This is a genomic window from Microbacterium sp. 8M, from assembly GCF_902506375.1.
In the GTDB taxonomy this organism is placed as follows: domain Bacteria; phylum Actinomycetota; class Actinomycetes; order Actinomycetales; family Microbacteriaceae; genus Microbacterium.
In genome coordinates this window covers 2069416-2090730 of sequence record NZ_LR733284.1, presented here as the reverse complement: position 1 = coordinate 2090730, position 21315 = coordinate 2069416, and the positions used below count along the sequence as shown (strand labels likewise).

Annotated in this window: 21 protein-coding genes; 14 read left to right on the top strand and 7 right to left on the bottom strand. The window is 72.0% G+C overall.

Features of this window, described 5'->3' with window-relative positions; translation table 11 throughout:
• Positions 1-39 precede the first annotated feature (39 nt).
• The 4 genes from AERO9AM_RS09970 to AERO9AM_RS09955 all read left to right on the top strand — a co-directional run bounded on the left by AERO9AM_RS09970 (position 40) and on the right by AERO9AM_RS09955 (position 3636).
• Complete coding sequence (locus tag AERO9AM_RS09970; protein ID WP_159575995.1) at positions 40-978, top strand: LysR family transcriptional regulator; 939 nt, start codon at positions 40-42, stop codon at positions 976-978.
• A 104-nt stretch (positions 979-1082) separates the two neighbouring features.
• Positions 1083-1601: a hypothetical protein gene (locus AERO9AM_RS09965; protein WP_159575994.1), complete on the top strand. Its 519-nt coding sequence runs from the start codon at positions 1083-1085 to the stop codon at positions 1599-1601.
• A gap of 154 nt (positions 1602-1755) precedes the next feature.
• Entirely contained in the window at positions 1756-3039 is a 1284-nt protein-coding gene (locus AERO9AM_RS09960; RefSeq protein WP_236602567.1) for a multicopper oxidase family protein, read from the top strand.
• Positions 3040-3072: 33 nt separating this feature from the next.
• Positions 3073-3636, top strand: coding sequence for a hypothetical protein (locus AERO9AM_RS09955; RefSeq protein WP_159575992.1), 564 nt, complete (start codon positions 3073-3075; stop codon positions 3634-3636).
• Here AERO9AM_RS09955 and AERO9AM_RS09950 read toward each other — a convergent pair whose 3' ends face one another.
• Entirely contained in the window at positions 3637-4161 is a 525-nt protein-coding gene (locus tag AERO9AM_RS09950; protein ID WP_159575991.1) for a DUF3515 domain-containing protein, read from the bottom strand.
• A 23-nt stretch (positions 4162-4184) separates the two neighbouring features.
• Between AERO9AM_RS09950 and thiL the strand changes: the two genes are divergently transcribed.
• Positions 4185-5219 carry a thiamine-phosphate kinase gene (thiL, locus tag AERO9AM_RS09945; protein WP_159575990.1) on the top strand — a complete coding sequence of 345 codons (1035 nt, stop codon included), beginning with the start codon at positions 4185-4187 and terminating at the stop codon, positions 5217-5219.
• Positions 5220-5257: 38 nt separating this feature from the next.
• Here the strand turns inward: thiL and rsmD are convergent, their stop codons facing one another.
• On the bottom strand, positions 5258-5848 hold the full coding sequence (gene rsmD, locus AERO9AM_RS09940; protein ID WP_159575989.1) for a 16S rRNA (guanine(966)-N(2))-methyltransferase RsmD: 591 nt from the start codon (positions 5846-5848) through the stop codon (positions 5258-5260).
• A 94-nt stretch (positions 5849-5942) separates the two neighbouring features.
• Here rsmD and AERO9AM_RS09935 point away from each other — a divergent pair, with 94 nt between their 5' ends.
• The 8 genes from AERO9AM_RS09935 (at position 5943) to AERO9AM_RS09900 (ending at position 12872) form a co-directional block, all read left to right on the top strand.
• Positions 5943-6713 (top strand): alpha/beta fold hydrolase, encoded by a 771-nt coding sequence (locus AERO9AM_RS09935; RefSeq protein WP_159577479.1) that lies wholly within the window; start codon positions 5943-5945, stop codon positions 6711-6713.
• Between the two features lie 64 nt (positions 6714-6777).
• Positions 6778-8955 carry an ATP-dependent DNA helicase RecG gene (locus AERO9AM_RS09930; RefSeq protein WP_159575988.1) on the top strand — a complete coding sequence of 726 codons (2178 nt, stop codon included), beginning with the start codon at positions 6778-6780 and terminating at the stop codon, positions 8953-8955.
• Between the two features lie 123 nt (positions 8956-9078).
• Entirely contained in the window at positions 9079-9576 is a 498-nt protein-coding gene (gene coaD, locus AERO9AM_RS09925; RefSeq protein WP_159575987.1) for a pantetheine-phosphate adenylyltransferase, read from the top strand.
• Positions 9577-9773: 197 nt separating this feature from the next.
• Positions 9774-10241, top strand: coding sequence for a YceD family protein (locus tag AERO9AM_RS09920; protein WP_159577478.1), 468 nt, complete (start codon positions 9774-9776; stop codon positions 10239-10241).
• 32 nt (positions 10242-10273) lie between these two features.
• Positions 10274-10483, top strand: a complete 210-nt coding sequence (gene rpmF / locus AERO9AM_RS09915) for a 50S ribosomal protein L32 (protein ID WP_013586329.1) — start codon at positions 10274-10276, stop codon at positions 10481-10483.
• A gap of 14 nt (positions 10484-10497) precedes the next feature.
• Positions 10498-11214: a ribonuclease III gene (gene rnc, locus AERO9AM_RS09910; protein WP_159575986.1), complete on the top strand. Its 717-nt coding sequence runs from the start codon at positions 10498-10500 to the stop codon at positions 11212-11214.
• Positions 11207-12112: a bifunctional DNA-formamidopyrimidine glycosylase/DNA-(apurinic or apyrimidinic site) lyase gene (mutM, locus tag AERO9AM_RS09905; protein ID WP_159575985.1), complete on the top strand. Its 906-nt coding sequence runs from the start codon at positions 11207-11209 to the stop codon at positions 12110-12112. The genes rnc and mutM overlap by 8 nt, the downstream gene beginning before the upstream one ends.
• A gap of 91 nt (positions 12113-12203) precedes the next feature.
• Positions 12204-12872: a ScbR family autoregulator-binding transcription factor gene (locus AERO9AM_RS09900; protein ID WP_159575984.1), complete on the top strand. Its 669-nt coding sequence runs from the start codon at positions 12204-12206 to the stop codon at positions 12870-12872.
• A gap of 93 nt (positions 12873-12965) precedes the next feature.
• On the opposite strand, the gene AERO9AM_RS09895 is transcribed toward AERO9AM_RS09900, so the two are convergent.
• The 5 genes from AERO9AM_RS09895 to AERO9AM_RS09875 all read right to left on the bottom strand — a co-directional run bounded on the left by AERO9AM_RS09895 (position 12966) and on the right by AERO9AM_RS09875 (position 17373).
• A complete protein-coding gene (locus AERO9AM_RS09895; RefSeq protein ID WP_159575983.1) occupies positions 12966-14282 on the bottom strand; it encodes a permease in 1317 nt (438 codons plus the stop codon).
• On the bottom strand, positions 14279-14974 hold the full coding sequence (locus AERO9AM_RS09890; RefSeq protein ID WP_159575982.1) for an ABC transporter ATP-binding protein: 696 nt from the start codon (positions 14972-14974) through the stop codon (positions 14279-14281). Before AERO9AM_RS09890 ends, AERO9AM_RS09895 begins: the two co-directional genes overlap by 4 nt.
• 107 nt (positions 14975-15081) lie before the next feature.
• Positions 15082-16191 (bottom strand): GNAT family N-acetyltransferase, encoded by a 1110-nt coding sequence (locus tag AERO9AM_RS09885; protein WP_159575981.1) that lies wholly within the window; start codon positions 16189-16191, stop codon positions 15082-15084.
• Complete coding sequence (locus AERO9AM_RS09880; RefSeq protein WP_159575980.1) at positions 16191-16469, bottom strand: hypothetical protein; 279 nt, start codon at positions 16467-16469, stop codon at positions 16191-16193. The genes AERO9AM_RS09885 and AERO9AM_RS09880 overlap by 1 nt, the downstream gene beginning before the upstream one ends.
• 442 nt (positions 16470-16911) lie before the next feature.
• Positions 16912-17373, bottom strand: coding sequence for a phage tail protein (locus tag AERO9AM_RS09875; protein WP_159575979.1), 462 nt, complete (start codon positions 17371-17373; stop codon positions 16912-16914).
• Between the two features lie 306 nt (positions 17374-17679).
• Between AERO9AM_RS09875 and smc the strand changes: the two genes are divergently transcribed.
• A complete protein-coding gene (gene smc, locus AERO9AM_RS09870) occupies positions 17680-21264 on the top strand; it encodes a chromosome segregation protein SMC (RefSeq protein WP_159577477.1) in 3585 nt (1194 codons plus the stop codon).
• Positions 21265-21315: the final 51 nt, after the last annotated feature.

The window sequence follows — 21315 nt, the reverse complement described above, 5'->3', positions numbered from 1 at the left end:
CCCGGCCGGACGGCGCCATCCTGAGTCTGACTCCCCGGGATGAAGGAGGAAGCGGTGGACGTCGTGGCGCTGATCGCGTTCCTCGCGGTCGTTCGACATCGGCACTACGGCCACGCCGCGGCGGAGCTCGGGGTGTCGATCTCCGCCGTCACCAAACGGGTGCAGCGGCTCGAGGTGGAGCTCGGGGTTCCCCTGATCGAGCGCGATTCCGGGGGAGTGATCGGACTCACCGCGGCGGGACGACGGTTCGTCCAGGTCGCGCCGCGGGTGCTCGAAGCGGCGCAGGCGGCGCGGCTGGCGGCACTCGCAGAACCGACCGAACGGCTGGCGGTCGCGATCCCGGCGGGAGTCGAGGCAGTGGCGCCGCTCATGCCTGCAGCGCTCGCGACGCTGGAGCTCTCCCTTTCTCATGCCTACCCCGGCGTGGGGGTGGCGCTCGTGCCCACGGTGTTCGACCGGCTCACGGCCGATCTGCTCGACGGTGTGGTGGACGCGGTGCTCTCTTTCGGCGCGTCGGAGGCGGAGGGCGTGACCTCGACGCGGCTGGGCGAACTGCGGCGCGTCGGCCTGGTGCCGACAGGACACCCCTACACCTATCGCCGCAGCGTGCCGGTCGCCGAGTTCGCCCGGCAGCGACTGCTGTACTCGCCGGACCTGCCCCGGAGCTACATGGATCCGTTCGTCCTTGCGGATGTCCGGCCGCGTGAGGGGGCCGCGCTAGTGGCCCTCACGGCGTCGAGGACGTCGGACGTCGCCGGACAGCTCCTCGCCGGGCACGGCATCACGGTGATTCCGGCTGCCCTGTCCGCCGCGCTGCCTCCCGCGCTGAAACGCGTGGAGCTCGAGGGCGTACCGCCGTGCTGGTACTACCTGCATCACCGCACGGCCGATCTCCGCCCCGAGCTGCTCGCGATGATCGCCCTCTTCGCCGATTTCACCGAGACGATCACACGCGCGGCCCAGCCGCGGAGACACTGAGACGCACTGTCCCGGGGTCCGTTTCCGCGATGGAAACAGGCCGACCCGCGCCCGTCGCAATTGGTACAACGGTCGCAGGGACGTCCGCGGAAGGAGCGGAAATCATGCGCTGGGTATATGTGGTTCTGGCTTGGCTGGTCGCGGCCGGCGTGTTCGTGCAGGCGGGTTCGCTCGCCTTCGCCCACGTCGGCCTGGACAATTACATCGACCACGGGGGATCGGTGGACAGCGCCTTCGTCGAGGCGTCGCAGGCGGGCAGCGTGTCGGTCATCGGCGACGCGGGCTTCGCGACGCACGCCGCCAACGGCATGATGGTGCTGCCCGTGCTCGCGCTGCTGCTGCTGATCTCGTCGTTCTTCGTGCGCGGGAAGTCGGCCAAACTGTGGGCGCTGCTCGTCGTCGCCCTCATCGCGCTGCAGATCACGGTCGCGTTCACGATGTTCGACATGCCGTATCTGGGTATCGTGCACGGGGTGAACGCCCTGGCGATCCTGCTCGTCGCGATCACGGCCGCGCTGCGGGCCCGCCGCGTCTCGCCGTCCGCGACGACGACGCAGGCCATGGCGCCGTCCGCGGTGGGCACCACGGCCGGAACCGAGCGCTCGGATGCCATCCAGGCGTAGCGTCCTGCGCGGCGTCGTGATCGGGGCGGCGTCGGTGGCGGTGGCCGGCGCGGGGACGGCGTTGTGGAGCCGAACGCTGCTGGGCGAGCACTCCGTGATGCGCCCGCCTGGGCATGGGGGCATGCCCGGGATGGACCACGGAGGGGGATCTGCGGTGAGCGTCGCTTCGCTCACCGCGGATCCGAGCCGTCCCGCCGACGTGCGGGCGCGGTTCGCGGTGCGCCGGGGGCGCGTCCCGATCTCCGGCGGCAGAGCGGTGCAGGGGTACACCGTGAACGGCGTCTCGCCGGGGCCGGTCGTCCACGCTCGGCCCGGTCAGCTGGTCGAGGTGGAGTTCGTGAACGAGTCGGTGCCCGACGGTGCGACGCTGCACTGGCACGGGATGGAGGTGCCGTGCGCGGCCGACGGCGTGGCCGGGGTCACGCAGAACGCGGTCCGGCTGGGCGAGAGCTTCACCTACCGCTTCCTCGCGGACCACGCGGGCACGTTCTGGTATCACTCGCATCAGGTGTCCCACGAACAGGTCGCGGGCGGTCTGCTCGGCGCCGTGGTGATCGACCCGGAGGTGGCGCCCGCGCCGACGACCGAGGCTGTGGCGCTGCTGCACCTCTACGAAGGACAGTCCACGCTCAACGGTGCGGCGGCGGATCTGCGGGTGGATGCGCAGCCCGCCACGGCGGTGCGGGTGCGCGTCATCAACACCGACAACGGCTCCGCGTCGGTGTGGTCGGCCGCACCGTTCCGCGTGCTCGCAGTCGACGGTCGGGATGTCCACCAGCCGGGCGAGGTGACGGGGCGCATGCTCGTGGTGCCGGCAGGCGGGCGCGCCGACGTCGCGCTGACGGTGCCGGACACCGGCGCAGTGCGCCTGCACACCGGCGGCGCCCGCAGCGTCATCGCGGGGGATCCGTCGTCCATCCCCGACCCCGCGCCGCAACCCGCGGAGGCCCTGGACCTCCTCGGATACGGGCGACCGGCGCCGCTCGGCTTCGATCCGCAGCGCGCCAACCGCACCTTCGACTACGTCATCGGCCGGACCGTGGGCTTCATCGACGGGCGGCCCGGATGGTTCTGGACGATCAACGGGCGGATGTACCCGGACGTGCCCGTCTTCGACGTTGCTCAGGGGGACGTCGTGCGGATGCGGATCCGCAACGACAGCTCGGAGGTGCATCCCATGCACCTGCACGGGCACCATGTCGTGGTGCTGTCCCGGAACGGACGCTCCGCCACGGGCGCGCCGTGGTGGGCGGACTCGATCGGCGTCCAGCCCGGCGAGTCGTACGAGATCGCCTTCCTCGCCGACAACCCCGGGATCTGGGCCGACCACTGCCACAACCTGCCGCACGCCGTGGACGGACTGATCGCCCACGTCGCCTACGCGGGCGTCACGACCCCCTTCCGGATGGACGGCTCGTCGGGGAACCGTCCCGAATGACGGCAGCACTCGGCGAGTGGAGAGGACGCGGACATGAACAGGGCACCGCACGCGACGGCGGCGATCGCGGCCGGTGCCGTCGCAGGTCTCGCCTGGGCGACGTCGATGCGAGGGATGATGGCGCAGCTCGCCGGTGACGCCTCCGCCTTCCACTGGTTCGCCACCTTCGGCTTCATCCTGGTCCCGGGCACCGCGATGGGTGCGCTGTTCGGCTGGGCGTTCGCCCGCCGTGCGGCAGGCGAGCACCGCGGCGCGGTCCTGCTCGCGCTGACCCCGTTCATGATGGCGGCGGACCCGTCGACGATCCCGCTGCTCGGCGCGTTCGTCGGCGCCGGATTCCTGTTCTCCGGCCGCAGCCGGCGGTGGGTGCGGCTCCTGGCCGGCATCCCGTCATTGCTGCTCCTCATCGCGGTGCCGATCGGTGCGGCGTTCTTCACGGACGTCACCGACCCCCGCGGCGCGTCGCTCGTCCTCCAGCTCGGCTCGCTGATCCTGGTGCCCGCGATCGCCGAGATCGCCCTGCAGCGGCCGCGGCATGAGGCGCCTCGCGAACCCGAGCGGGCGTCCGCGGATCGAGCGACGGCGACCGGCGTCTGATCAGCCCGCCGGGGTCGGCGACGGAGTCGGATCCGCGCCGGGGCGCTCGGTGCACGCGTGCGTCGCCGGGATCGTGGCGATCGCCGCGGCGAGGCTCTTGTTGCCGATGACGTCGTTGGCGCTCACGCCCTTGTTCGGCTCGTCGGGCTTGCTGTTGATGAACAGCTGCACGGCGGGCTTGCGCCCGTACGTGGTGAGCGTCAGGTACGGGCTCTTCGTGTCGTCGACGAGCCAGTCGATGCCCTGCAGCGAGATGCACTGCAGCCGGCTGGTCGGCTCGGCCTCGGGCAGACCGCAGGTGAGCAGCACCACCGAGGGGTCGCCCCAGGCCGCGGTGGCCTGCGCATCGGTCCAGCGGCGGTCGTGCCCGTCGATCGACGGCACGTTCTTCAGGCGCACGGTGACGTCGGCGCACTTCGGGTCGTTCGCGTCGTCCGCGGCATCCAGATGCACCGTGGAGCTGCAGCCCGCCAGCAGTCCCGCCGCGAGCACGAGGGTGGAGACGACGGCGAGACGACGGGGCATCCCTCCAGGCTACCGTTGAGACCATGGTGGACCTTTCAGCTCCGGGATCCGAGGCGACCGCGCAGGGATCCGGATCCAACGATCCGACGATCGGCGAGGTGAGCGAGGGCCGCGTGCTGCGGACCATCCTCGCGCGCACTCCCGCGGGCCGGGACGCGCTGCTCGGCCCGGGCGACGACGCCGCGGTGGTCGCGGCGCCGTCAGGATCGGTCGTCGCGACCACCGACACGCTGGTCGAGGGACCGGACTTCCGAGCCGCGTGGTCGAGCGGCTACGACCTGGGCTGGAAGGCCGCGGCGGTCAACCTCGCCGACATCGCGGCGATGGGCGCCCGGCCGACGGCGCTCCTCTTCGCCCTCGCGGTGCCGAAGGACCGCCGGCTGTCGTTCGTCGCCTCGCTGGCCGACGGGTTCCGCGACGCGTGCGCCGCCCTGGCGCCGGGCTGTGCGGTCGTCGGCGGCGACCTGACCGTTTCGGCGACGCTCATGATCGCGGTCACGGCCCTCGGCGACCTGGAGGGCCGTGCCGCCGTGACACGCGCCGGGGCGCGGATCGGCGACGACGTCGCGATCGCCGGCGAGATGGGGCACGCCGCGCACGGGCTGTCCGTGCTGTTCAGTCGTTTCCATCCCAGCGGCGCGGCCGTTCCCGTCGACCCGGCCGTGCTCGGCGAGGGTGAGGCCGACGCGATCGCCGCCCAGCTGCGCCCCGTGCCGCCGATCGGACTCGGGCCGGTGGCGGCCGTCGCCGGCGCCACGGCCATGATGGACGTGTCGGACGGCCTCGCCCTGGACGCCGGACGCATGGCGGAGGCCTCGCACGTCACGATCGCGCTCGAGCAGGCCGCCCTGGGCGAGCACCCGCGCCGGGCGCTGGCAGCCGGGGAGGACCACGCGCTGCTCGCGACGTTCCCCGCCGGGGTGCTGCCGCCGGGATTCCGCCGGATCGGATCCGTGGTGCCCGCGGTGGACGGTGCTCCGGTGCTGTACGACGGCGAGCCGGTCGGACCGCTCGGCTGGGACCCTTACCGCGACGCGGGGGCGGACGCCGCCGGCTGAGGGACGCAGGCCACCGCGGCGCCGAGCGGCGTTCGTGCTCAGCGCGGGGCCGGCTCCGCCCACCACAGCGCCGTGTCCCCGTAGGAGCGCTCGCGGAGCAGTCTCAGCCCGGCGGCGTCGAGATCCGGGGCGCTCGCCCGTCGCGCGCGCTCGATCACCACGACGGCGTCCGAGGACAGCAGCGGCGCGAGCGCGACGAGGTCGGAGGTCATCTCCGCGTCGGAGAGGTCGTACGGCGGGTCGGTGAAGACGAGGTCGAAGGGGCCCGACGCCCGGCCGAGGTAGGCGAGCACGGTGCTCTCGACGACGACCGCCTCGCGCTCCGGTGCATCAGGAACGGGTGCCGAGCCGAGCGCCTTCCGCACCGCGGCGGCGTTGCGGCGGATGATGGCGGCGGCCGGGCGTCCGCGCTCGACGAGCACGGCGCTCCGCGCGCCCCTGCTGAGTGCTTCGAGCCCGAGCGCTCCGGACCCCGCGTACAGGTCGAGCACGCGCGAGCCCTCGATCGCATCCATCGACTCGAGCGCGCCGAACAGCGACTCGCGCACCCGGTCGCTCGTGGGCCGCGTGCCCTGACCGGGGACGTCCAGGCGGGTGCCGCCCGCTGAGCCCGCGATGATTCTCGTCACCCGTTCACCCTATGCGCCGCGACTCATTCGCCGTGTGCGTGCGAAAGGGGAGCAGGATAGAACCGTGCCCGAGAGCCTCGCCGATCTGACCCGTATGCCGCAGCCGCAGTTCATCGAGGCGGGGGAGGGGGTCGCCCTCGCCACCTACGTGTGGGGAGATCTCGACGGCCCCGTCGTGCTGCTCGTGCACGGCTTCGCCTCCAGCACGCGCGACAACTGGGTGCTCACCGGGTGGATCCGGATGCTGCAGCAGGCCGGGTACGGCGTGCTCGGCGTCGACCAGCGCGGGCACGGGGCGAGCGAGAAGCCGCACGAGGCGACCGGCTACAACGTGCGCACCCTGGCGTCCGACGTCGAGCAGGTGCTCGACACCTACCTCGTCGACGACGCGTTCTACGTGGGCTACTCGCTCGGTGCCCGGGTGGGCTGGCAGGTGCTCCAAGACCTCGGCGACCGGATCCCGCGGGCGGTGCTCGGCGGCGTGCCCGACGGGATCCCGCTCGGCCGGCTCGACCTGGGCCAGGTGCGCCGCTTCATCGACGACGGCACGCCCGTCACCGACCGCGTCACGCAGAACTACATCGCCCTCACCGAGCGAGTGCCCGGCAACGACCTGCGGGCGCTGATCGCCCTCGCGCAGGGCATGCGGGAGTCCGGGTCGATGGATCCGGATCCCGCGAGCGCCCCGTCGCAGCCGGTGCTGTTCGCGACCGGATCCGAGGACGCCGTGATCGCCGGCTCCGTGCGGCTCGCGGAGGCCACCCCGCAGGGACGCTTCTTCGAGATCCCCGGCCGGCACCATTTCAACGCCCCGGGGGCGAAGGCGTTCCGCGAGGCGGCGCTGGCGTTCCTCCAGGAGGCCTGACTCGCCTTCTGCGCAGGCGGGCCGGCCGCGGAACGGTGTCCTCGCCCCGCTTTAGACTCTCAGCATGCCGCTCCGTCTCGACTCGCCGCTCGCCGTGGCGGTCGGCGACGGCAATGCGAAAACGCTGCAGAAGGCGTTCGGGATGACCACGGTCGCCGATCTGCTCACGCATTACCCGCGCCGATACGCCAACCGCGGCGAGCTCACCCCGATCCTGGACCTCCCGAAGGGGGAGACGGTCACGATCGTCGCCGAGGTGATGAAGGTCGACGTGCGCGACATGAAGAACCGCCGCGGCGCGATGATGACCGTCGACATCGGCGACGGCGTCGGCCGGATGGTGCTGACGTTCTTCGCCAAGTACCGCGGCCAATTGGAGTGGCGGGAGAAGGAGCTGCGGGTCGGACGGCGCGGCGTCTTCACCGGCAAGGTGGGCGACTACCGCGGCGTCACCCAGTTCGCGCATCCGCAGTACGAGATGTTCGACGACGAGCTGCGCGCGCGCACCCAGGCCGACGTCCTCGTCTCCACGCCGCTGCCGATCTACCCCGCCACCGCGGCGCTCACGACGTGGCAGATCGAGAAGATGGTCGGCACGGTGCTGGACGGCCTCGGACCCGTGCCGGATCCCGTGCCGGAGGACGTCCGCCGCAGCGAGGGGCTGCTCGACGCCCGCACGGCCCTGGAGCGGATCCACCGGCCCAGCAACAAGGACGAGATCCCGCCCGCCATCCGCACCCTGCGGATGCACGAGGCGCTGACCCTGCAGACGGCGCTCATGCAGCAGCGCTACCTCGTGCGCATGCTCGACGCGACAGCGCGCCCGGCGAAGCCCGGCGGCCTGCTCGCGCGCTTCGACGCGGCGCTTCCGTTCGAGCTCACCGCCGATCAGCGCGCCGTGGGCGAGACGATCGCGGCCGATCTCGTCGGCGGCGCGCCCATGAACCGTCTGGTCCAGGGCGAGGTCGGATCCGGGAAGACGCTCGTGGCGCTGCGTGCGATGCTGCAGGTCGCCGAGTCGGGCGGGCAGGCCGCCCTCATCGCGCCGACCGAGGTGCTCGCCGCTCAGCACCTGCGATCCATCACGAGGATGCTCGGCCCGCAGCTCGCCCCGCTGGTGATGCCGACCCTGCTCACCGGCCAGATGTCGGCGTCGGAGCGGCGCAAGGCCGCGCTCCGCGTCGCCGCGGGACAGGCGCTCATCGTCGTCGGGACGCACGCGCTGCTCAGCGACAAGACGACCTTCGCCGACCTCGGGCTCGTCGTGGTCGACGAGCAGCACCGTTTCGGCGTGGAGCAGCGCGAGGCGCTGCGGGCCAAGGGCACCAGCCCGCACGCGCTCGTGCTCACCGCGACGCCGATCCCGCGCACCGTGGCGATGACCGTGTTCGGCGACCTGGACACGTCGGTGATCCGCACGATGCCGAGCGGGCGCGCCGGCATCGAGACGTACGTCGCCCCGCTCGCCGATCACCCCGGCTGGTTCGCGCGGGTCTGGGAGCGCGCCGCGGAGGAGATCGAGAAGGGGCGCCAGGTGTTCGCCGTGTGCGCGGCGATCGACACCGAGAGCGGTGCAGAGGAGGCGGATCAGGAGCACTTCGCCGATGAGGAGGAGGAGAGCCGGGGCCCGCGCTGGGGCGTGGTGCAGCTGCTCGCCGCCCTCGCGACGCATCCGAAGCTCGGCACGATGCGGATCGCGGGACTGCACGGGCGCATGGCGGCGGATGAGAAGGACGCCATCATGCAGTCCTTCGCGCGCGGTGAGATCGACCTGCTCGTCGCCACGACGGTGATCGAGGTCGGCGTCGACGTGCCGAACGCGTCCACCATGATCGTGCTCGAGGCGGACCGCTTCGGCGTCTCCCAGCTGCACCAGCTCCGCGGTCGCATCGGCCGCGGCGGCGTGCCCGGGCTGTGTCTGCTGGTCACCGAGGCCGAGCAGGGCACGCCCGCGCGCGACCGCGTCGACGCCGTCGCCGCGACCCTCGACGGCTTCGTGCTGGCCGAGGTCGACCTCGACCTGCGCGGCGAGGGCGATGTGCTGGGTGCCCGGCAGTCGGGCGCGAAGTCGTCGCTGAAGCTGCTGCGCGTCATCAAGGACGCGGACCTCATCGCGCAGGCCAGGGCGATCGCCGAGGAGATCATCGAGGCGGACCCCGCGCTGGAGCGGCACGAGGGTCTCCGCGAGGCCATGGCGCAGCGGCTGAGCATCGAGGACCGCGCGGCCCTGGCCAAGAACTGAGCGTCTGGTCCCTGTTCCCGTCGAAGCCGGTCACTGAGCCTGTCGAAGAGCGGTCAGCTCGCTCTGGGATCCGCGCCGTTAGGCTGAAGGCATGCCCCGCACTGAGCGACGTGAGGAGACGAAGTGAGCGCTCGGGTCGCCGTCGTCCCCGGTTCCTTCGACCCGCCGACCCTCGGCCACCTCGACGTCATCCGCCGTGCCGCGGCGCTGTACGACGAACTGCACGTGCTCGTCGTGCACAACCCGGACAAGCAGGCCATGCTGCCCGTGGCTCAGCGTCTCGCGCTGCTCGAGGAGTCGATCGCCGAGGCGGGGGTGGCGGGGTCCGTCATCGTCGGATCCTGGAGCATGGGTCTGCTCGTCGACTATGCCCGTGACGTGAATGCGGGGGTGCTGGTCAAGGGCATCCGCTCGCAGGTGGACGTGGCGTACGAGTCGCCGATGGCGATCGTGAACCGGCACTTGGCGGACATCGAGACCGTGTTCCTGCTGCCGGATCCGGCGCACGCGCTCGTCTCCAGCTCTCTCGTCCGTCAGGTCGCGGCTCTCGGCGGCGATGTGTCGCCGTTCGTCCCGCCCGCCGTGGCCCGGTTCCTGGACACCGGCGCGCGCGGCATCTGACCCGGTCCCTGAGCCTGTCGAAGGGCACGGCCCCTGAGCCCGGTCCCGGTCCCAGTCCCTGTCGAAGGGCCCGGCCCGCGGCCGGATGCCCCGCCCGGCCCTGCCCGGCGTCCTCCCGGTAGAATGGATCCGTGAAGACCCGACGCAATGGACCGTTCGTGCTGCCCGTGCGCGACATCGTTCGGCGACCCGGCGAGATGCGCGAGCACCATCTCACGATCCCTCTGAGCGAGCGCTGGGGCGAGGGCCTCGTCTCCGTCGAGGAGGGCGAGGAGCTCGACATCGACGTCCGCCTGGAGTCGGTGCACGAGGGCATCCTCGTCACCGGAGAGGTCGATTCCACGTACCGCGGAGAGTGCGGGCGATGCCTGAATCCGATCGACGCGCCTGTCGAAGTCGAGTTTCAGGAGCTTTTCGCGTACCCTGGAGAGGAAGCGAACGACTTCGAGGTTCAAGACGACCACGTGGATCTTGAAACTCTGGTCAGGGACGCGGTCGTACTGTCGCTCCCGTTTCAGCCGGTGTGTCAGCCGGATTGCCCTGGTCTCGACCCCGAGACCGGCGAGCGGCTGACCGGAAGCGCCGGGAAAGAGCAGGTCGCTCCTGTCGATCCTCGATGGGCCGCGCTCCAGCAGATCAAAGACCACGGAAACGCAGCGGAATAGCTGCGCGCCCAGAACACAGAAGGTAAGCAACCATGGCCGGTAACCCCCCGAAGCGCAAGGTCTCCCGTTCCAACACCCGCTCGCGTCGCGCGCAGTGGAAGGCCGAGGCTCCCGCCCTCGTCAAGACCATCGAGAACGGCAAGGTCGTCTACAGCCGTCCGCACCAGGCGAAGGTCGTCACCGACTCGCAGGGCACCGAGCTGTTCCTCGAGTACAAGGGCCGCAAGGTCGCCGACGTCTGATCGATCCGTCGATCATGGCAGAAGTCCCCACGCCGGCCACTGGCGGGTTCAGGGAACGGACGCACCCACTTTCTGAGCAGCTCGGAGTCGACATCGACCCCGAGCTGCTTCAGCGTGCGCTCACGCATCGCTCGTACGCGTACGAGAACGGCGGGATCCCGCACAACGAGCGCTTGGAGTTCCTCGGCGACTCCGTGCTCGGGCAGGCCGTGACCGTCATGCTGTACACGACGCACCCGGACCTCGACGAGGGATCGCTGGCGAAGCGCCGTGCGAGCGTGGTGTCCACCGTCGCCCTCGCGGAGGTCGCCCGCGGCATCGGCCTGGGCGCGCACATCCTCCTCGGCAACGGCGAGGAGCGCACGGGTGGCCGCGACAAGGACTCGATCCTCGCGGACACCATGGAGGCCGTCTTCGGCGCCACCTACCTCTCCGCCGGGCCCGAGGCGGCCACGTCGCTCGTGCTGCGTCTCATCGAGCCGCTCCTCGCCGACCCCGAGCGGTACGGCGCCGCCATGGATCCCAAGACGGCGCTGCAGGAGCTCTCCGCACGCCACGGACTCAGCGCGCCGGTCTACCTGGTCGCCTCGACCGGCCCCGACCATGACCGGCGTTTCACCGCGACGGTGACCGTGGGCGACGTCGCCACGACCGGCACCGGCACGAGCAAGAAGACCGCCGAGATGGCCGCCGCCCTGGCGGCGTGGCAGGCGCTCAGCGACCGTGCCTGAGCTGCCCGAGGTCGAGGTCGTCCGCGCCGGCCTCGCTCCGGCGATGACCGGAGCGCGCATCGTCGCGGTCGACGTGCACGACGAGCGAGCACTCACCCGGCACGCCGCGGGCGCCGCCGACTTCGTCGCGCGCCTCGAGGGATCCGCGGTGACGACGGTGGCGCGCCGAGGGAAGTTCCTGTGGATGCCGATCGCTGCTGCCGGGGGCGATGCGCGCACTGCGGTCGTCGGGCACCTGGGCATGTCCGGCCAGCTGCTGCTGCGCCGGCCGGATGCCGAGGCGGAACGGCACGAGCGGATCCGGATCTTCATCGAGCACCCAGATCACGGGGAACTGGCCGTGGTGTTCGCCGATCAGCGCACCTTCGGCTCGCTCGCCGTGGACGAGCTCGTGCCGACGGCCGACGGACGGGCGGCGGGTTGGGGGAGCACCGAGCCCTTCCTCCCGTCACAGGTCGCGCACATCGCGCGGGACCCTATGGACGACGCCTTCCAGAGCCGGGTCTTCCGCGACGCGCTGCGCACTCGGTCCAGCGCGATCAAGCGCGTGCTGCTGGATCAGACCCTCATCAGCGGCGTCGGCAACATCTACGCCGATGAGTCCTTGTGGGCCGCCCGGATCCATCCCGAGACGCCCGCGTCCGCGCTGTCGACCGTGGCGGTGAACCGCCTCCTCGCCGAGGTGCGCGCCGTGCTGGCGAAGGCCCTCGCGGAAGGTGGGACGAGCTTCGACGCGCAGTACGTGAACGTGAACGGCGAGGCCGGCTATTTCGCGCACTCGCTGAACGCGTACGGGCGGACGGGGCTGCCGTGCCCGCGCTGCGGCGGCCCGATCGTGCGGGTCTCGTTCATGAACCGGTCCAGCCACTACTGCCCGAGGTGCCAGCGGAGGCGCTGAGCCGCGCGTCTGCATTCCCGGAAGCAGGCGACCGGGCGCGTCGCCGTAGGCTGGAACGCGCACGGGGGGACGAACCCAGAAGGAGATCGCCATGGTCGCAGCACAGGTGCCGTTGGCCGCGGATCACGGTCGCCCGGTGGTGCAGGCGCGGGCGATCGCCAAGCGCGAGCAGCTCCTTCGCGGAGCCGCCGCGCTGTTCGACGAGGTCGGCTACGCCGCCGCCAGCCTCTCGACGATCGAGCGTCGTTCCGGGGTGTCCCGCGGCGCCATGTACTTCCAGTTCGCGACGAAGCGGGAGATCGCGGACGCGGTCATCGCCGAGCAGCACCGCGCCTCGAGCGGCCTCGTGGAGGCGGCGCTCGGCACCGGGGCCGGGCCGCTCGAGCGCCTCGTCATGATGTGCCATGGCCTCGCCGGTCAGCTTGTGGAGGATCCGCTCGTGCGCGGCGGCATCCGGCTCACGATGGAGCTCGCCTTCGAAGACGGTCCGACCGACCCCTACGCAGGGTGGATCGCGGTCATGACCGACCTCATCGCCCGCGCTCGGCAGGCGGGTGATGTCCTTCCGGACGTCGTCGCGGATGACGCCGCGCGGGTCCTGGTGGCGTCGTTCACCGGCACCCAGCTGGTCTCGCACGTGCTCGCGAAGCGTGCGGATCTGTCGCACCGCGTCGACGATCTGCTGCGGATCTTCCTGCGCGGGATCATGACGCCGGCGGGGCGCGATGACCTGGAGCGCACGCTCGCCGCGCGCATCTGAGCTTCACCCGAGTCCGAGCCGTCCGCCGAGATCGCGGCGCCGCCGCGGCGAGCGTCGGTGACGACCGCATCCCGCGCGACCGCAACCCGCGGCTCAGCCGGCGAACGCCCGCATCAGCAGCGGACGCGTGACGCGCGTCGCAAGCCAGACGAGGGCGATGCCGGCTCCCAACACGGCCGCGATCGTCACGATCGACAGCGGGGCGGTGAGCAGGGTGATGCCGAGCAGCGGCAGGATGAGCACCGCGGCGCAGAGCGCGGAGCCGAGCGACACGATCAGCAGAGGCGACATGACCGCGCGGCGGCGGGCGGAATCCACGGTGTCGGCCGGCATGCCGAGCCAGTGCAGACTGCGGTGCAGGGGCCGCTGGTCGAGGATCTCCGAGGCCTGGGTCACGGCGACCGAGCACGCCACCATGAGGAACGAGCCCACCAGGGTGATGACGAGCCCGGTGCGCATGTCGGTCAGCAGCGCCAGGTCCTGCGCACCCGGGTCGCTCGCCGACAGCACGTCCATCAGCGCGACGCCGGTGCCGGCGAACACCGCCATGAAGCTCGACATCGCCACGCCGCTCACCTGGCGCCACGCGCCCTTCGGGTCGTCCTGCACGATGCGCGCCGCGAGCAGCCGGCTGGGGGTCTTCGCCCGGCGCAACTGCAGACCCGCGCCGAGCTTCAGCACCCACGGGCCGACGAGGTTCAGCACCAGCAGGCCTGCGCCGAAGATCGCGACGAGGCCCGTCGTCAGCGCGATCGCCCCGCCGATACCCGGCACGACCCGCCCCGCGAGGAAACCCACCGCGATCGTCGCGATCGCGATGACCGCCCGCAGCCAGTGCGGCGCCGGCGGGGTCGTCCTGGTGCGCACCCCGAGCGGCGAGATCACCACACGTCGCAGCCCCACCACGGCGCTGGCCGTGGCGAGCAGCACCGTCGCCAGGGCGATCCCCGCGATCGCGGCGGGCGGGAGCAGCACGGCCGAGCCGAGCGGCGCGCCGCGGAAGGGGATGAGGCCGACGAGCGGGGCGAGCCCGAGGTGGAGCACGACGCCGCCGGCGACCCCCGCCGCGGCGATCAGCGTGGACTCGACCACCGCGACCGTTCCCACCCCGACCCCGGTGACGCCCAGCAGCCGCAGCGTGGAGAGCCGTTCATCCCGCCGGCGCGCGGAGAGCCGGGCTGCGGCGCCGCCGAGCGCGGCCAGCGGCAGCACCAGGAGGACGAGGGCGACCGCGGCGAGCACCTGGTAGATCCCGGCGTACTCGTCGGTCCAGCGCCAGAACGCCTGTGCACCGCCGACCACCGTCAGCACGAGTGCCGAGACGACGGCGAACGCGATGGCCGGTATCACCACGACGCCGGCGGAGGCGCGGGTCGGGCGCAGCAGCAGCCGCAGGGTGGCGGCGTTCACGCGGTCACCCCCGCGCCCTGCACCCGGCCGTCGCGCACGGCGATCGTCCGGGAGCAGCGGGCGGCCACCTGCGGGTCGTGCGTCACGACGACGAGCGTGCGCCCCTGCCCGGTGGTCGACCAGAGCAGCGCATCCATGACCTCGGACGACGTGGTGGAATCGAGTGCGCCGGTGGGCTCGTCCGCGAAGACGACGCCGGCACCGGTGATCTGGGCGCGAGCGATCGCCACGCGCTGCGCCTGTCCGCCGGAGAGCTCTCCGATGCGGCGGTCCTCCATGCCCTGCAGGCCGAGAGCGGCCAGCCATCGGGCGGCGCGCTGCGTCGCCTCCGCACGGGAGACGCCCGTGATCATCGCGGCGAGGGCCACGTTCTCGATCGCGGTGAGCTCGGGGATCAGCAGCCCCTGCTGGAACACGAACCCGAACGACTCCCGGCGCAACCGCGAGCGCGCGCCCTCGCCCAGCGCGCTCACCTCGACGGGTGTGCCGACGGCCGGCGTGAAGATCACCCGGCCCGCATCGGGTCGGGTGATCCCCGCCAGCACATGCAGCAGCGTGGTCTTCCCGGATCCGGACGCGCCCATGATCGCGACCGACTCCCCGGAGGCGACCTCCAGGTCGATGCCGGCGAGGGCGCGGGTGGATCCGAACGACTTGACGAGACCGTGAGCGTGCAGGACGGGTGAGTTCATGCCTCCAGCCTGCGCGCCCCGAGCCCCGGGATCATCGGCCGCGGGAGTGAGGATCCGGACGCGCCGTCATCCTCCGGGATGATTCGCGGAGCCCGGCGCACGACGACTCAGGAGCTCAGCTCCTTCTTCCACGCCCCGCCATAGGCGATCGGTGCGAAGCCGATCTCCTCGTTGATCGAGAGCATCGGACGGTTCTCCTCGGCGTTGTAGGTCACGACGCGGGCCGATCGCGGGAACCGCTCGTGCCAGGCGAGCAGGCCCGCCGTCTTCACGAGCAGCCCGAGCCGGTGACCGCGGTGCGCGGCGAGCACGAAGGTGTCGTTCTGATGCGTGACGCTGTCGAGCGCGCCCTTGAGCGAGAGCTCGTTGTAGGCGCACAGCTCGCCCGTCGCGATGTGCTCGGCCGCGGTCACCTGGACCGTGCTGCCCATGGCGAGCCAGCGGGTGTCGTGCTCGCGCACCCGGTCGGCGTCCCAGGTCTCCTCGGGGGAGCCCATGCCCGCATCGGGCACATCGGTGGACATGCGCGATTTCATCCAGGCGTAGCCCTCGAGCCGTTCGTCCGGCGTCGGCAGCAGCCACTGCACCACGCGGTACCCGGATGCGGCCGCTGCGGCCTGCGCACGCAGTTCCTGCAGGCGCGCCTCGTCGCCCCAGCGGTACTCGCTGACGCGGTCGACCTGCTCCAGCGTCCACCCCTGCGCGAGCAGGAAGCGTGCGGTGTGGTCGTGAGGAACCGTCCCGAAGCCGGTGGGCGGGCTCAGTCTCGCGTCGTCGGAGGGCAGGTGCTCCGTCCACACCTGCAGGGTGCGCACGCCCTCGGAGCGCGCCAGGTTCTCGAGATGAGCGGCGACCGCGGTCGCCAGCCCTCTGCGCTGCCAGGCCCGCACGACGCTGATCGCGCTGACGGCGGTGGTCCCGCCGCTGTCGTGCAGCACGTTCAGCAGCGCCACGCCGACCGTCTCGTCTGCCGCGGTGATCCGCCATTGGCGGCGATGGGTGTGCTCATCGGACGTGAGGAGCGGCAGCAGCTCGTCCGGTGTGAAGTCGTCGTCGTCGCGACCGGACGCCTCGGCCAGGCAGCGGTTGCGGGTCTCGGCGTAGTCGCGGAACGCCCCCGGCGCCCCCGCGTCCGCCCGTGCGGGGAGCACGAGCGGACGCAGGGCGGCGCCGGAGGGCAGGGGGATGACCGGGTCCTGGGCGGGTGCCTGGATCATCAGAGCACCTGCCGCATCGCGGTCTGGGCGAGGCGGTTCGCCTCGTACTCCTCGAGCACGCGGAGGCGGTCGGCGTCGCGCCGGGCCTGCTGGGCCGGGGTGCGCGTGAGCGGGCGCGTCCGCACGATCAGGTGCAGGGCGACGCGCAGCGCCACGCGCTGGGCCAGCGACAGGTTGCGGAGCTCCTCCTCGCGGGGGAGCTGGATGGACAGGTCGCGCTCGGAGGGAACGCGGTGCGTCGACTCGGTGGGAGGCGAAGCGTGCAATGCGGTGTTCACGGTGATTCGCTTTCGTTGGTCGTGCCGGAAAGGCGGTTTCGCTCCACGACGCGGTCGCCCGGTAGGGCGCCGTGGCATGTCACGGGTGGGGGAGACGGATCCGGGACGGGATGTCCGGGATCGGGCAGGCGATCGACGATCGTCGCGGGAGCGCGGATCGGATCGCGGACGCCGAAGCGTCAGGCCGGCCTCAGGCCGGGGCGAGGGAGAGTGCGCCCGCTACGCGGCGAGACGCGCGCAGACGCCGACGGAAGTCGCCGGAGACGCATCGATCCCACGGAATGGGGTGAATGCAATGCGGTTGGTCATCATCTCGGCAACCTCCTTTCTCGGCTCGGAGTTGTCACGCTAGCCCAGGCTCATAGGAAGCGTCAAGCCGACACTCAGAAATCCCTGGACCCCGGGCGTTTCGCGCAAACCGCGCGCGGCGGCATCGATGCGATCAGTACTCGCCCTTGATGACGAAATAGGAACCCCGGATCTCGCCCGCGAGCTTCGAGCGCTGCCGCGCGAACCTGAACGCCGACAGCTCGTCGGGAACGTCCATGCCCTGGGAGAGCTTGAAGCCGACGGCGCGCTTGCCGCCTTCCGCCAGCGTGTACATGACGTTGATCGAGAGACCCGACTCGTAGAACACGTAGGTCATGCGGATCCCGTCGACCTCGAAGTCGCTGACCTCGAGGGGCTTGCTGGAGATCGCGATCCCGCGCTCCTCGTGGAGGATCCGGGTCACCCGCTCCAGGGCCGCAGGGTTCTCCTGTGCCGCCTCGACGGCGAACACGTGGTCGTACTTGTTCCTGAAGTAGCGCGCCTCGTTCGCACGCAGGCCCGCGAGCGCATCGGCGACGGGGGAGGATTCCAGGCCGGTGGTCTCGACGTTCACGAAGTCGACGACGTGCGTCATGGGCCCTCCTCGGCGTGGATGCGGTGCACCTCACAGCGTACTGGCGGGCCCTTCGGGTCGACGTGCGGATTCAAACCAAGCCGTATAGCTTGGTCATGCACGACGGAGGGCGACCACCCTGCGTTCCGCGGACCCGCGACGGAGTCCGGAACGCAGGGTGGCACCGTCGGTGCATCACTCGGGTCTTGGAACGTCGAGCACGTGGTTCCCGGGAAATCCCAGGGCTTCGCGCGTTTCCGGACGTTCCGCAGGCCTCAGGGGCGATAGCGTAGACGCCGTGATCCTCGTCGACCCTTGCGCGTGCCCATGCACCTGAAGAGCCTGACCCTCAAGGGGTTCAAGTCCTTCGCGCAGCCGACGACGTTCGCCTTCGAGCCCGGAGTCACCTGCATCGTCGGTCCGAACGGATCCGGAAAGTCCAACGTCGTGGATGCGCTGGCCTGGGTCATGGGCGAGCAGGGCGCGAAGACCCTCCGCGGCGGGAAGATGGAGGACGTCATCTTCGCGGGCACCTCGACGCGCGGACCGCTCGGTCGCGCGGAGGTGCAGCTCACGATCGACAACAGCGACGGCGCGCTGCCCATCGAGTACGCCGAGGTCACGATCAGCCGCACGCTGTTCCGGAACGGCTCGAGCGAGTACGCGATCAACGGCGAGAGCTGCCGACTGCTCGACGTCCAGGAGCTGCTGAGCGACTCCGGACTCGGGCGGGAGATGCACGTCATCGTGGGTCAGGGGCGCCTGGACACGGTGCTGCAGGCGTCTCCCGAGGACCGCCGCGGGTTCATCGAGGAGGCCGCGGGCATCCTCAAGCATCGGCGGCGCAAGGAGAAGACCCTCCGCAAGCTCGATGCCATGGAGACGAACCTCACCCGCCTCAGCGATCTGGCGGGGGAGATCCGGCGGCAGCTGAAACCGCTCGGGCGGCAGGCCGAGATCGCGCGCGAGGCGCAGACGATCGCGGCCGTCGTGCGCGACGCGAAGGCCCGGATCTTCGCGGACGACGTGGTCGCGCTGCGCGCGGCGCTGGCGGATCACACCCGCAACGAGCACGAAAGGCACGCCGAGCGCGTGGTGCTGAGCGAGCAGGGCGACCGCATCCGCGCCGAGATCGCCCGGCTCGAGGCGCTGCAGAACTCGGCTGCTGTCGACGAGGCGCGCCGCGTGGCGTTCGGGCTCGAGCAGGTGCAGGAGCGGATGCGCGGCCTGTTCACGCTCGCCAATCAGCGGCTCGCCCTCCTCGGATCCGAGGAAGAGGATGCCGCGGTCACGGCGGTCACCGTCACACAGGCGACGATCGACGAGGCCAAGGCCGAGGTGGAGGAGATCTCCTCGGGCATCGGGCGGGCCCAGGATGCCGCGCACGAGGCGACGCGCGAGGTCGCGAATGCCCGGGCCGAGCTCGACGCCCTCGACGTCGACATCGCGGAGCAGAGCGCCCTGGTCTCCGCGCACGACATGCGGCTGACCACTCTGCGCGGGCAGGCCGAGGCGGCTGCTTCCGCGCTGGCCGCGGTGCGCGGCGCCGTGCTGCGCCAGGAGAACGCGCTGGAGGCCGCGCATCAGCGTCGCCGCGAGGCAGCCGAGGCTCGTGAGCGCATCGAGGAGGGCGAGGCGCCCGAGGGCACCGCGGCGGAGCACGCCGAGGCGTACGAGCGCGCGCAGGCCCGCGCCGTCGCCGCGGAGACGGCCCTCGGCGAGCTGCGCGAGCGGCTGCACGCCGCGGAGCGCGAGGCCGAGGCGCTGACCGCCCGCGCTGCAGCGCTGGGCAGCGCCATCGCGGTGACCGGCGGGGCGGCGGAGATCGTCGCGGCGGGCGGGCCCGGGGTGCGCGGGCTCGTGGGCGACGCGGTGCAGGTCACGCCGGGCTACGAGGCGGCGATCGCCGCGGTGCTCGGTCCCCTCGCGGAAGGCGTCCTCGTCGAGGACGCGGCTGCCGCCTTCGCCCTCGCGGCGGACGACGCCGCGGCCGGCGCCTACGACATCGTGATCGCGGAGGGCGCGGCATCGGCCGTGGCAGACGCACGCATCCCCGGCGCGACGCCGGCGGCCGACGTGGTGACGGCGCCCCCGGGGATCCTCGGCGTCCTGTCCCACGTGGTGATCGTGGAGGACCTGACCGCGGCCCGCTCGGCGCACGCCGCCGCCGTCGCCGCGGCCGGAGTGCCGCTCACCGTCGTCACGCGCGCGGGCGAGGTGCTCACGGCGCACACTCTGCACACCGGCTCGGGCGGTGAGCGGTCGCGGCTCGAGCTCATCGCCGAGCGCGACGCCGCCGTCGACCGGCTCAGCGAGGTGCGCGTGGTCGTCGACTCCCTGCGCGAGGCCCGGGAGGACGCTGCGGAGACGCTCGAGACCGCGCGCCGCGCATCCCGGGATGCGCTGCGCACGCTGCGCGAGCACGACGCCGCGCTGGCTGCGCACACCGAGCAGGTCAACCGCGTCACGGTGCAGCACGAGTCGGCGGTGGCCGAATGCGAGCGCCTGGAGGCGGGGCTCGCCCAGGCGCAGTCCGCTGTCGCGGACGCCGAGACCAACGCCGACGCCGCGAAGCAGGCCCTGACCGAGGCGGAGGCCGCCCCGCGCCCCGTGCTCGACGCCTCTGCGCGCGACGGTCTGCTCGAGGCCCTGGAGGCCGCCCGCGAGGCCGAGGTCGAGGCGCGCCTGGGCGTGGAGACCATGCGCGAGCGCGTGCGCGCGGCTCAGGCGCGGGTCGCCTCGCTGGAGCGCCAGCGCGAGCGCGAGAAGGAGGCCGCGGCGGAGGCGGCCCGGCGCGCCGTCATCCGGCGCGCGCAGCGTGAGACCGCATCCGGCGTCGCGGCGGAGCTGCCGCGCATCCTGGACTCGCTCGACCGTTCGGTCGCGGAGGCGCGCCTGGCGCTGGCCGCCGCCGAGTCGGCGCGGTCCGCGCAGAACGAGGAGCTGAGCGCGCTGCGCCGCCAGGACGCGTCGATCCGCGAGCGCCTCGCCGGCCTCACCGAGAGCGTGCACGGTCTGGAGCTGCAGATCCACGAGAAGAAGCTCCACCTCACGAGCCTGCTCGAGCGCGTGCAGTCCGAACTCGCGCTCGACGAGGACATCCTCATCGCCGAGTACGGACCCGACCAGCTGGTGCCGCGCGACGTCGTGCCGCTGACGCCCGAGCCGGCGAACCTCGTCGAGGCCGCCGATGAGGCCGGATCCGAGGAGGATCCGACACCGACGGGCATCCCGTACGATCGCCGCATCCAGCAGCGCCGGCTGCAGGAGGCCGAGCGCAAGCTGGCTCAGCTGGGCCGGGTGAACCCGCTCGCGCTCGAGGAGTTCGCGGCGCTGGAGCAGCGGCATGCGTTCCTCACCGAGCAGCTCGCCGACCTGACCAAGACACGGCAGGATCTGCTGACGATCATCGCCGAGCTGGACGAGCGGATGCAGACGATCTTCGCGTCGGCGTTCGAGGACACCCGGCAGGCGTTCGGAGAGGTGTTCCCGCTGCTGTTCCCGGGCGGCGCGGGCAGCATCTCGCTCACGAACCCGGACGACCTGCTGAACACCGGCATCGAGGTCGCGGTCCGTCCGGTCGGCAAGAAGATCGAGCGGCTCTCCCTGCTCTCCGGCGGTGAGCGCTCGCTCGCGGCCGTCGCGCTGCTCGTGGCGATCTTCAAGGCACGCCCCAGCCCGTTCTACATCCTGGACGAGGTCGAGGCGGCCCTCGACGACGCGAACCTGGGACGCCTGCTCACGGTGTTCGAGCAGCTCCGCGCGAGCTCGCAGCTGCTCGTGATCACGCACCAGAAGCGCACCATGGAGATCGCCGACGCGCTCTACGGCGTCTCGATGCGCCAGGACGGCGTCTCCGCGGTCGTCGGCCAGCGCGTCGGCGATCGCGCCGCCGCCACGGCTGCGGTCTGAGCCTGCCGCCCTCGGCGAACACGACGGAACCGCGCGGTCCGGGCACGTAGG

What these genes read in the sequence shown, in the direction of transcription:
- AERO9AM_RS09970 (WP_159575995.1), top strand. Translation starts at nt 40, where the DNA reads ATGAAGGAGGAAGCGGTGGACGTCGTGGCGCTGATCGCGTTCCTCGCG.
- AERO9AM_RS09965 (WP_159575994.1), top strand. Translation starts at nt 1,083, where the DNA reads ATGCGCTGGGTATATGTGGTTCTGGCTTGGCTGGTCGCGGCCGGCGTG.
- AERO9AM_RS09955 (WP_159575992.1), top strand. Translation starts at nt 3,073, where the DNA reads ATGAACAGGGCACCGCACGCGACGGCGGCGATCGCGGCCGGTGCCGTC.
- AERO9AM_RS09950 (WP_159575991.1), bottom strand. Translation starts at nt 4,161, where the DNA reads ATGCCCCGTCGTCTCGCCGTCGTCTCCACCCTCGTGCTCGCGGCGGGA.
- thiL (WP_159575990.1), top strand. Translation starts at nt 4,185, where the DNA reads ATGGTGGACCTTTCAGCTCCGGGATCCGAGGCGACCGCGCAGGGATCC.
- AERO9AM_RS09935 (WP_159577479.1), top strand. Translation starts at nt 5,943, where the DNA reads ATGCCGCAGCCGCAGTTCATCGAGGCGGGGGAGGGGGTCGCCCTCGCC.
- AERO9AM_RS09930 (WP_159575988.1), top strand. Translation starts at nt 6,778, where the DNA reads ATGCCGCTCCGTCTCGACTCGCCGCTCGCCGTGGCGGTCGGCGACGGC.
- AERO9AM_RS09920 (WP_159577478.1), top strand. Translation starts at nt 9,774, where the DNA reads ATGCGCGAGCACCATCTCACGATCCCTCTGAGCGAGCGCTGGGGCGAG.
- rpmF (WP_013586329.1), top strand. Translation starts at nt 10,274, where the DNA reads ATGGCCGGTAACCCCCCGAAGCGCAAGGTCTCCCGTTCCAACACCCGC.
- rnc (WP_159575986.1), top strand. Translation starts at nt 10,498, where the DNA reads ATGGCAGAAGTCCCCACGCCGGCCACTGGCGGGTTCAGGGAACGGACG.
- AERO9AM_RS09900 (WP_159575984.1), top strand. Translation starts at nt 12,204, where the DNA reads ATGGTCGCAGCACAGGTGCCGTTGGCCGCGGATCACGGTCGCCCGGTG.
- AERO9AM_RS09890 (WP_159575982.1), bottom strand. Translation starts at nt 14,974, where the DNA reads ATGAACTCACCCGTCCTGCACGCTCACGGTCTCGTCAAGTCGTTCGGA.
- AERO9AM_RS09885 (WP_159575981.1), bottom strand. Translation starts at nt 16,191, where the DNA reads ATGATCCAGGCACCCGCCCAGGACCCGGTCATCCCCCTGCCCTCCGGC.
- AERO9AM_RS09875 (WP_159575979.1), bottom strand. Translation starts at nt 17,373, where the DNA reads ATGACGCACGTCGTCGACTTCGTGAACGTCGAGACCACCGGCCTGGAA.
- smc (WP_159577477.1), top strand. Translation starts at nt 17,680, where the DNA reads ATGCACCTGAAGAGCCTGACCCTCAAGGGGTTCAAGTCCTTCGCGCAG.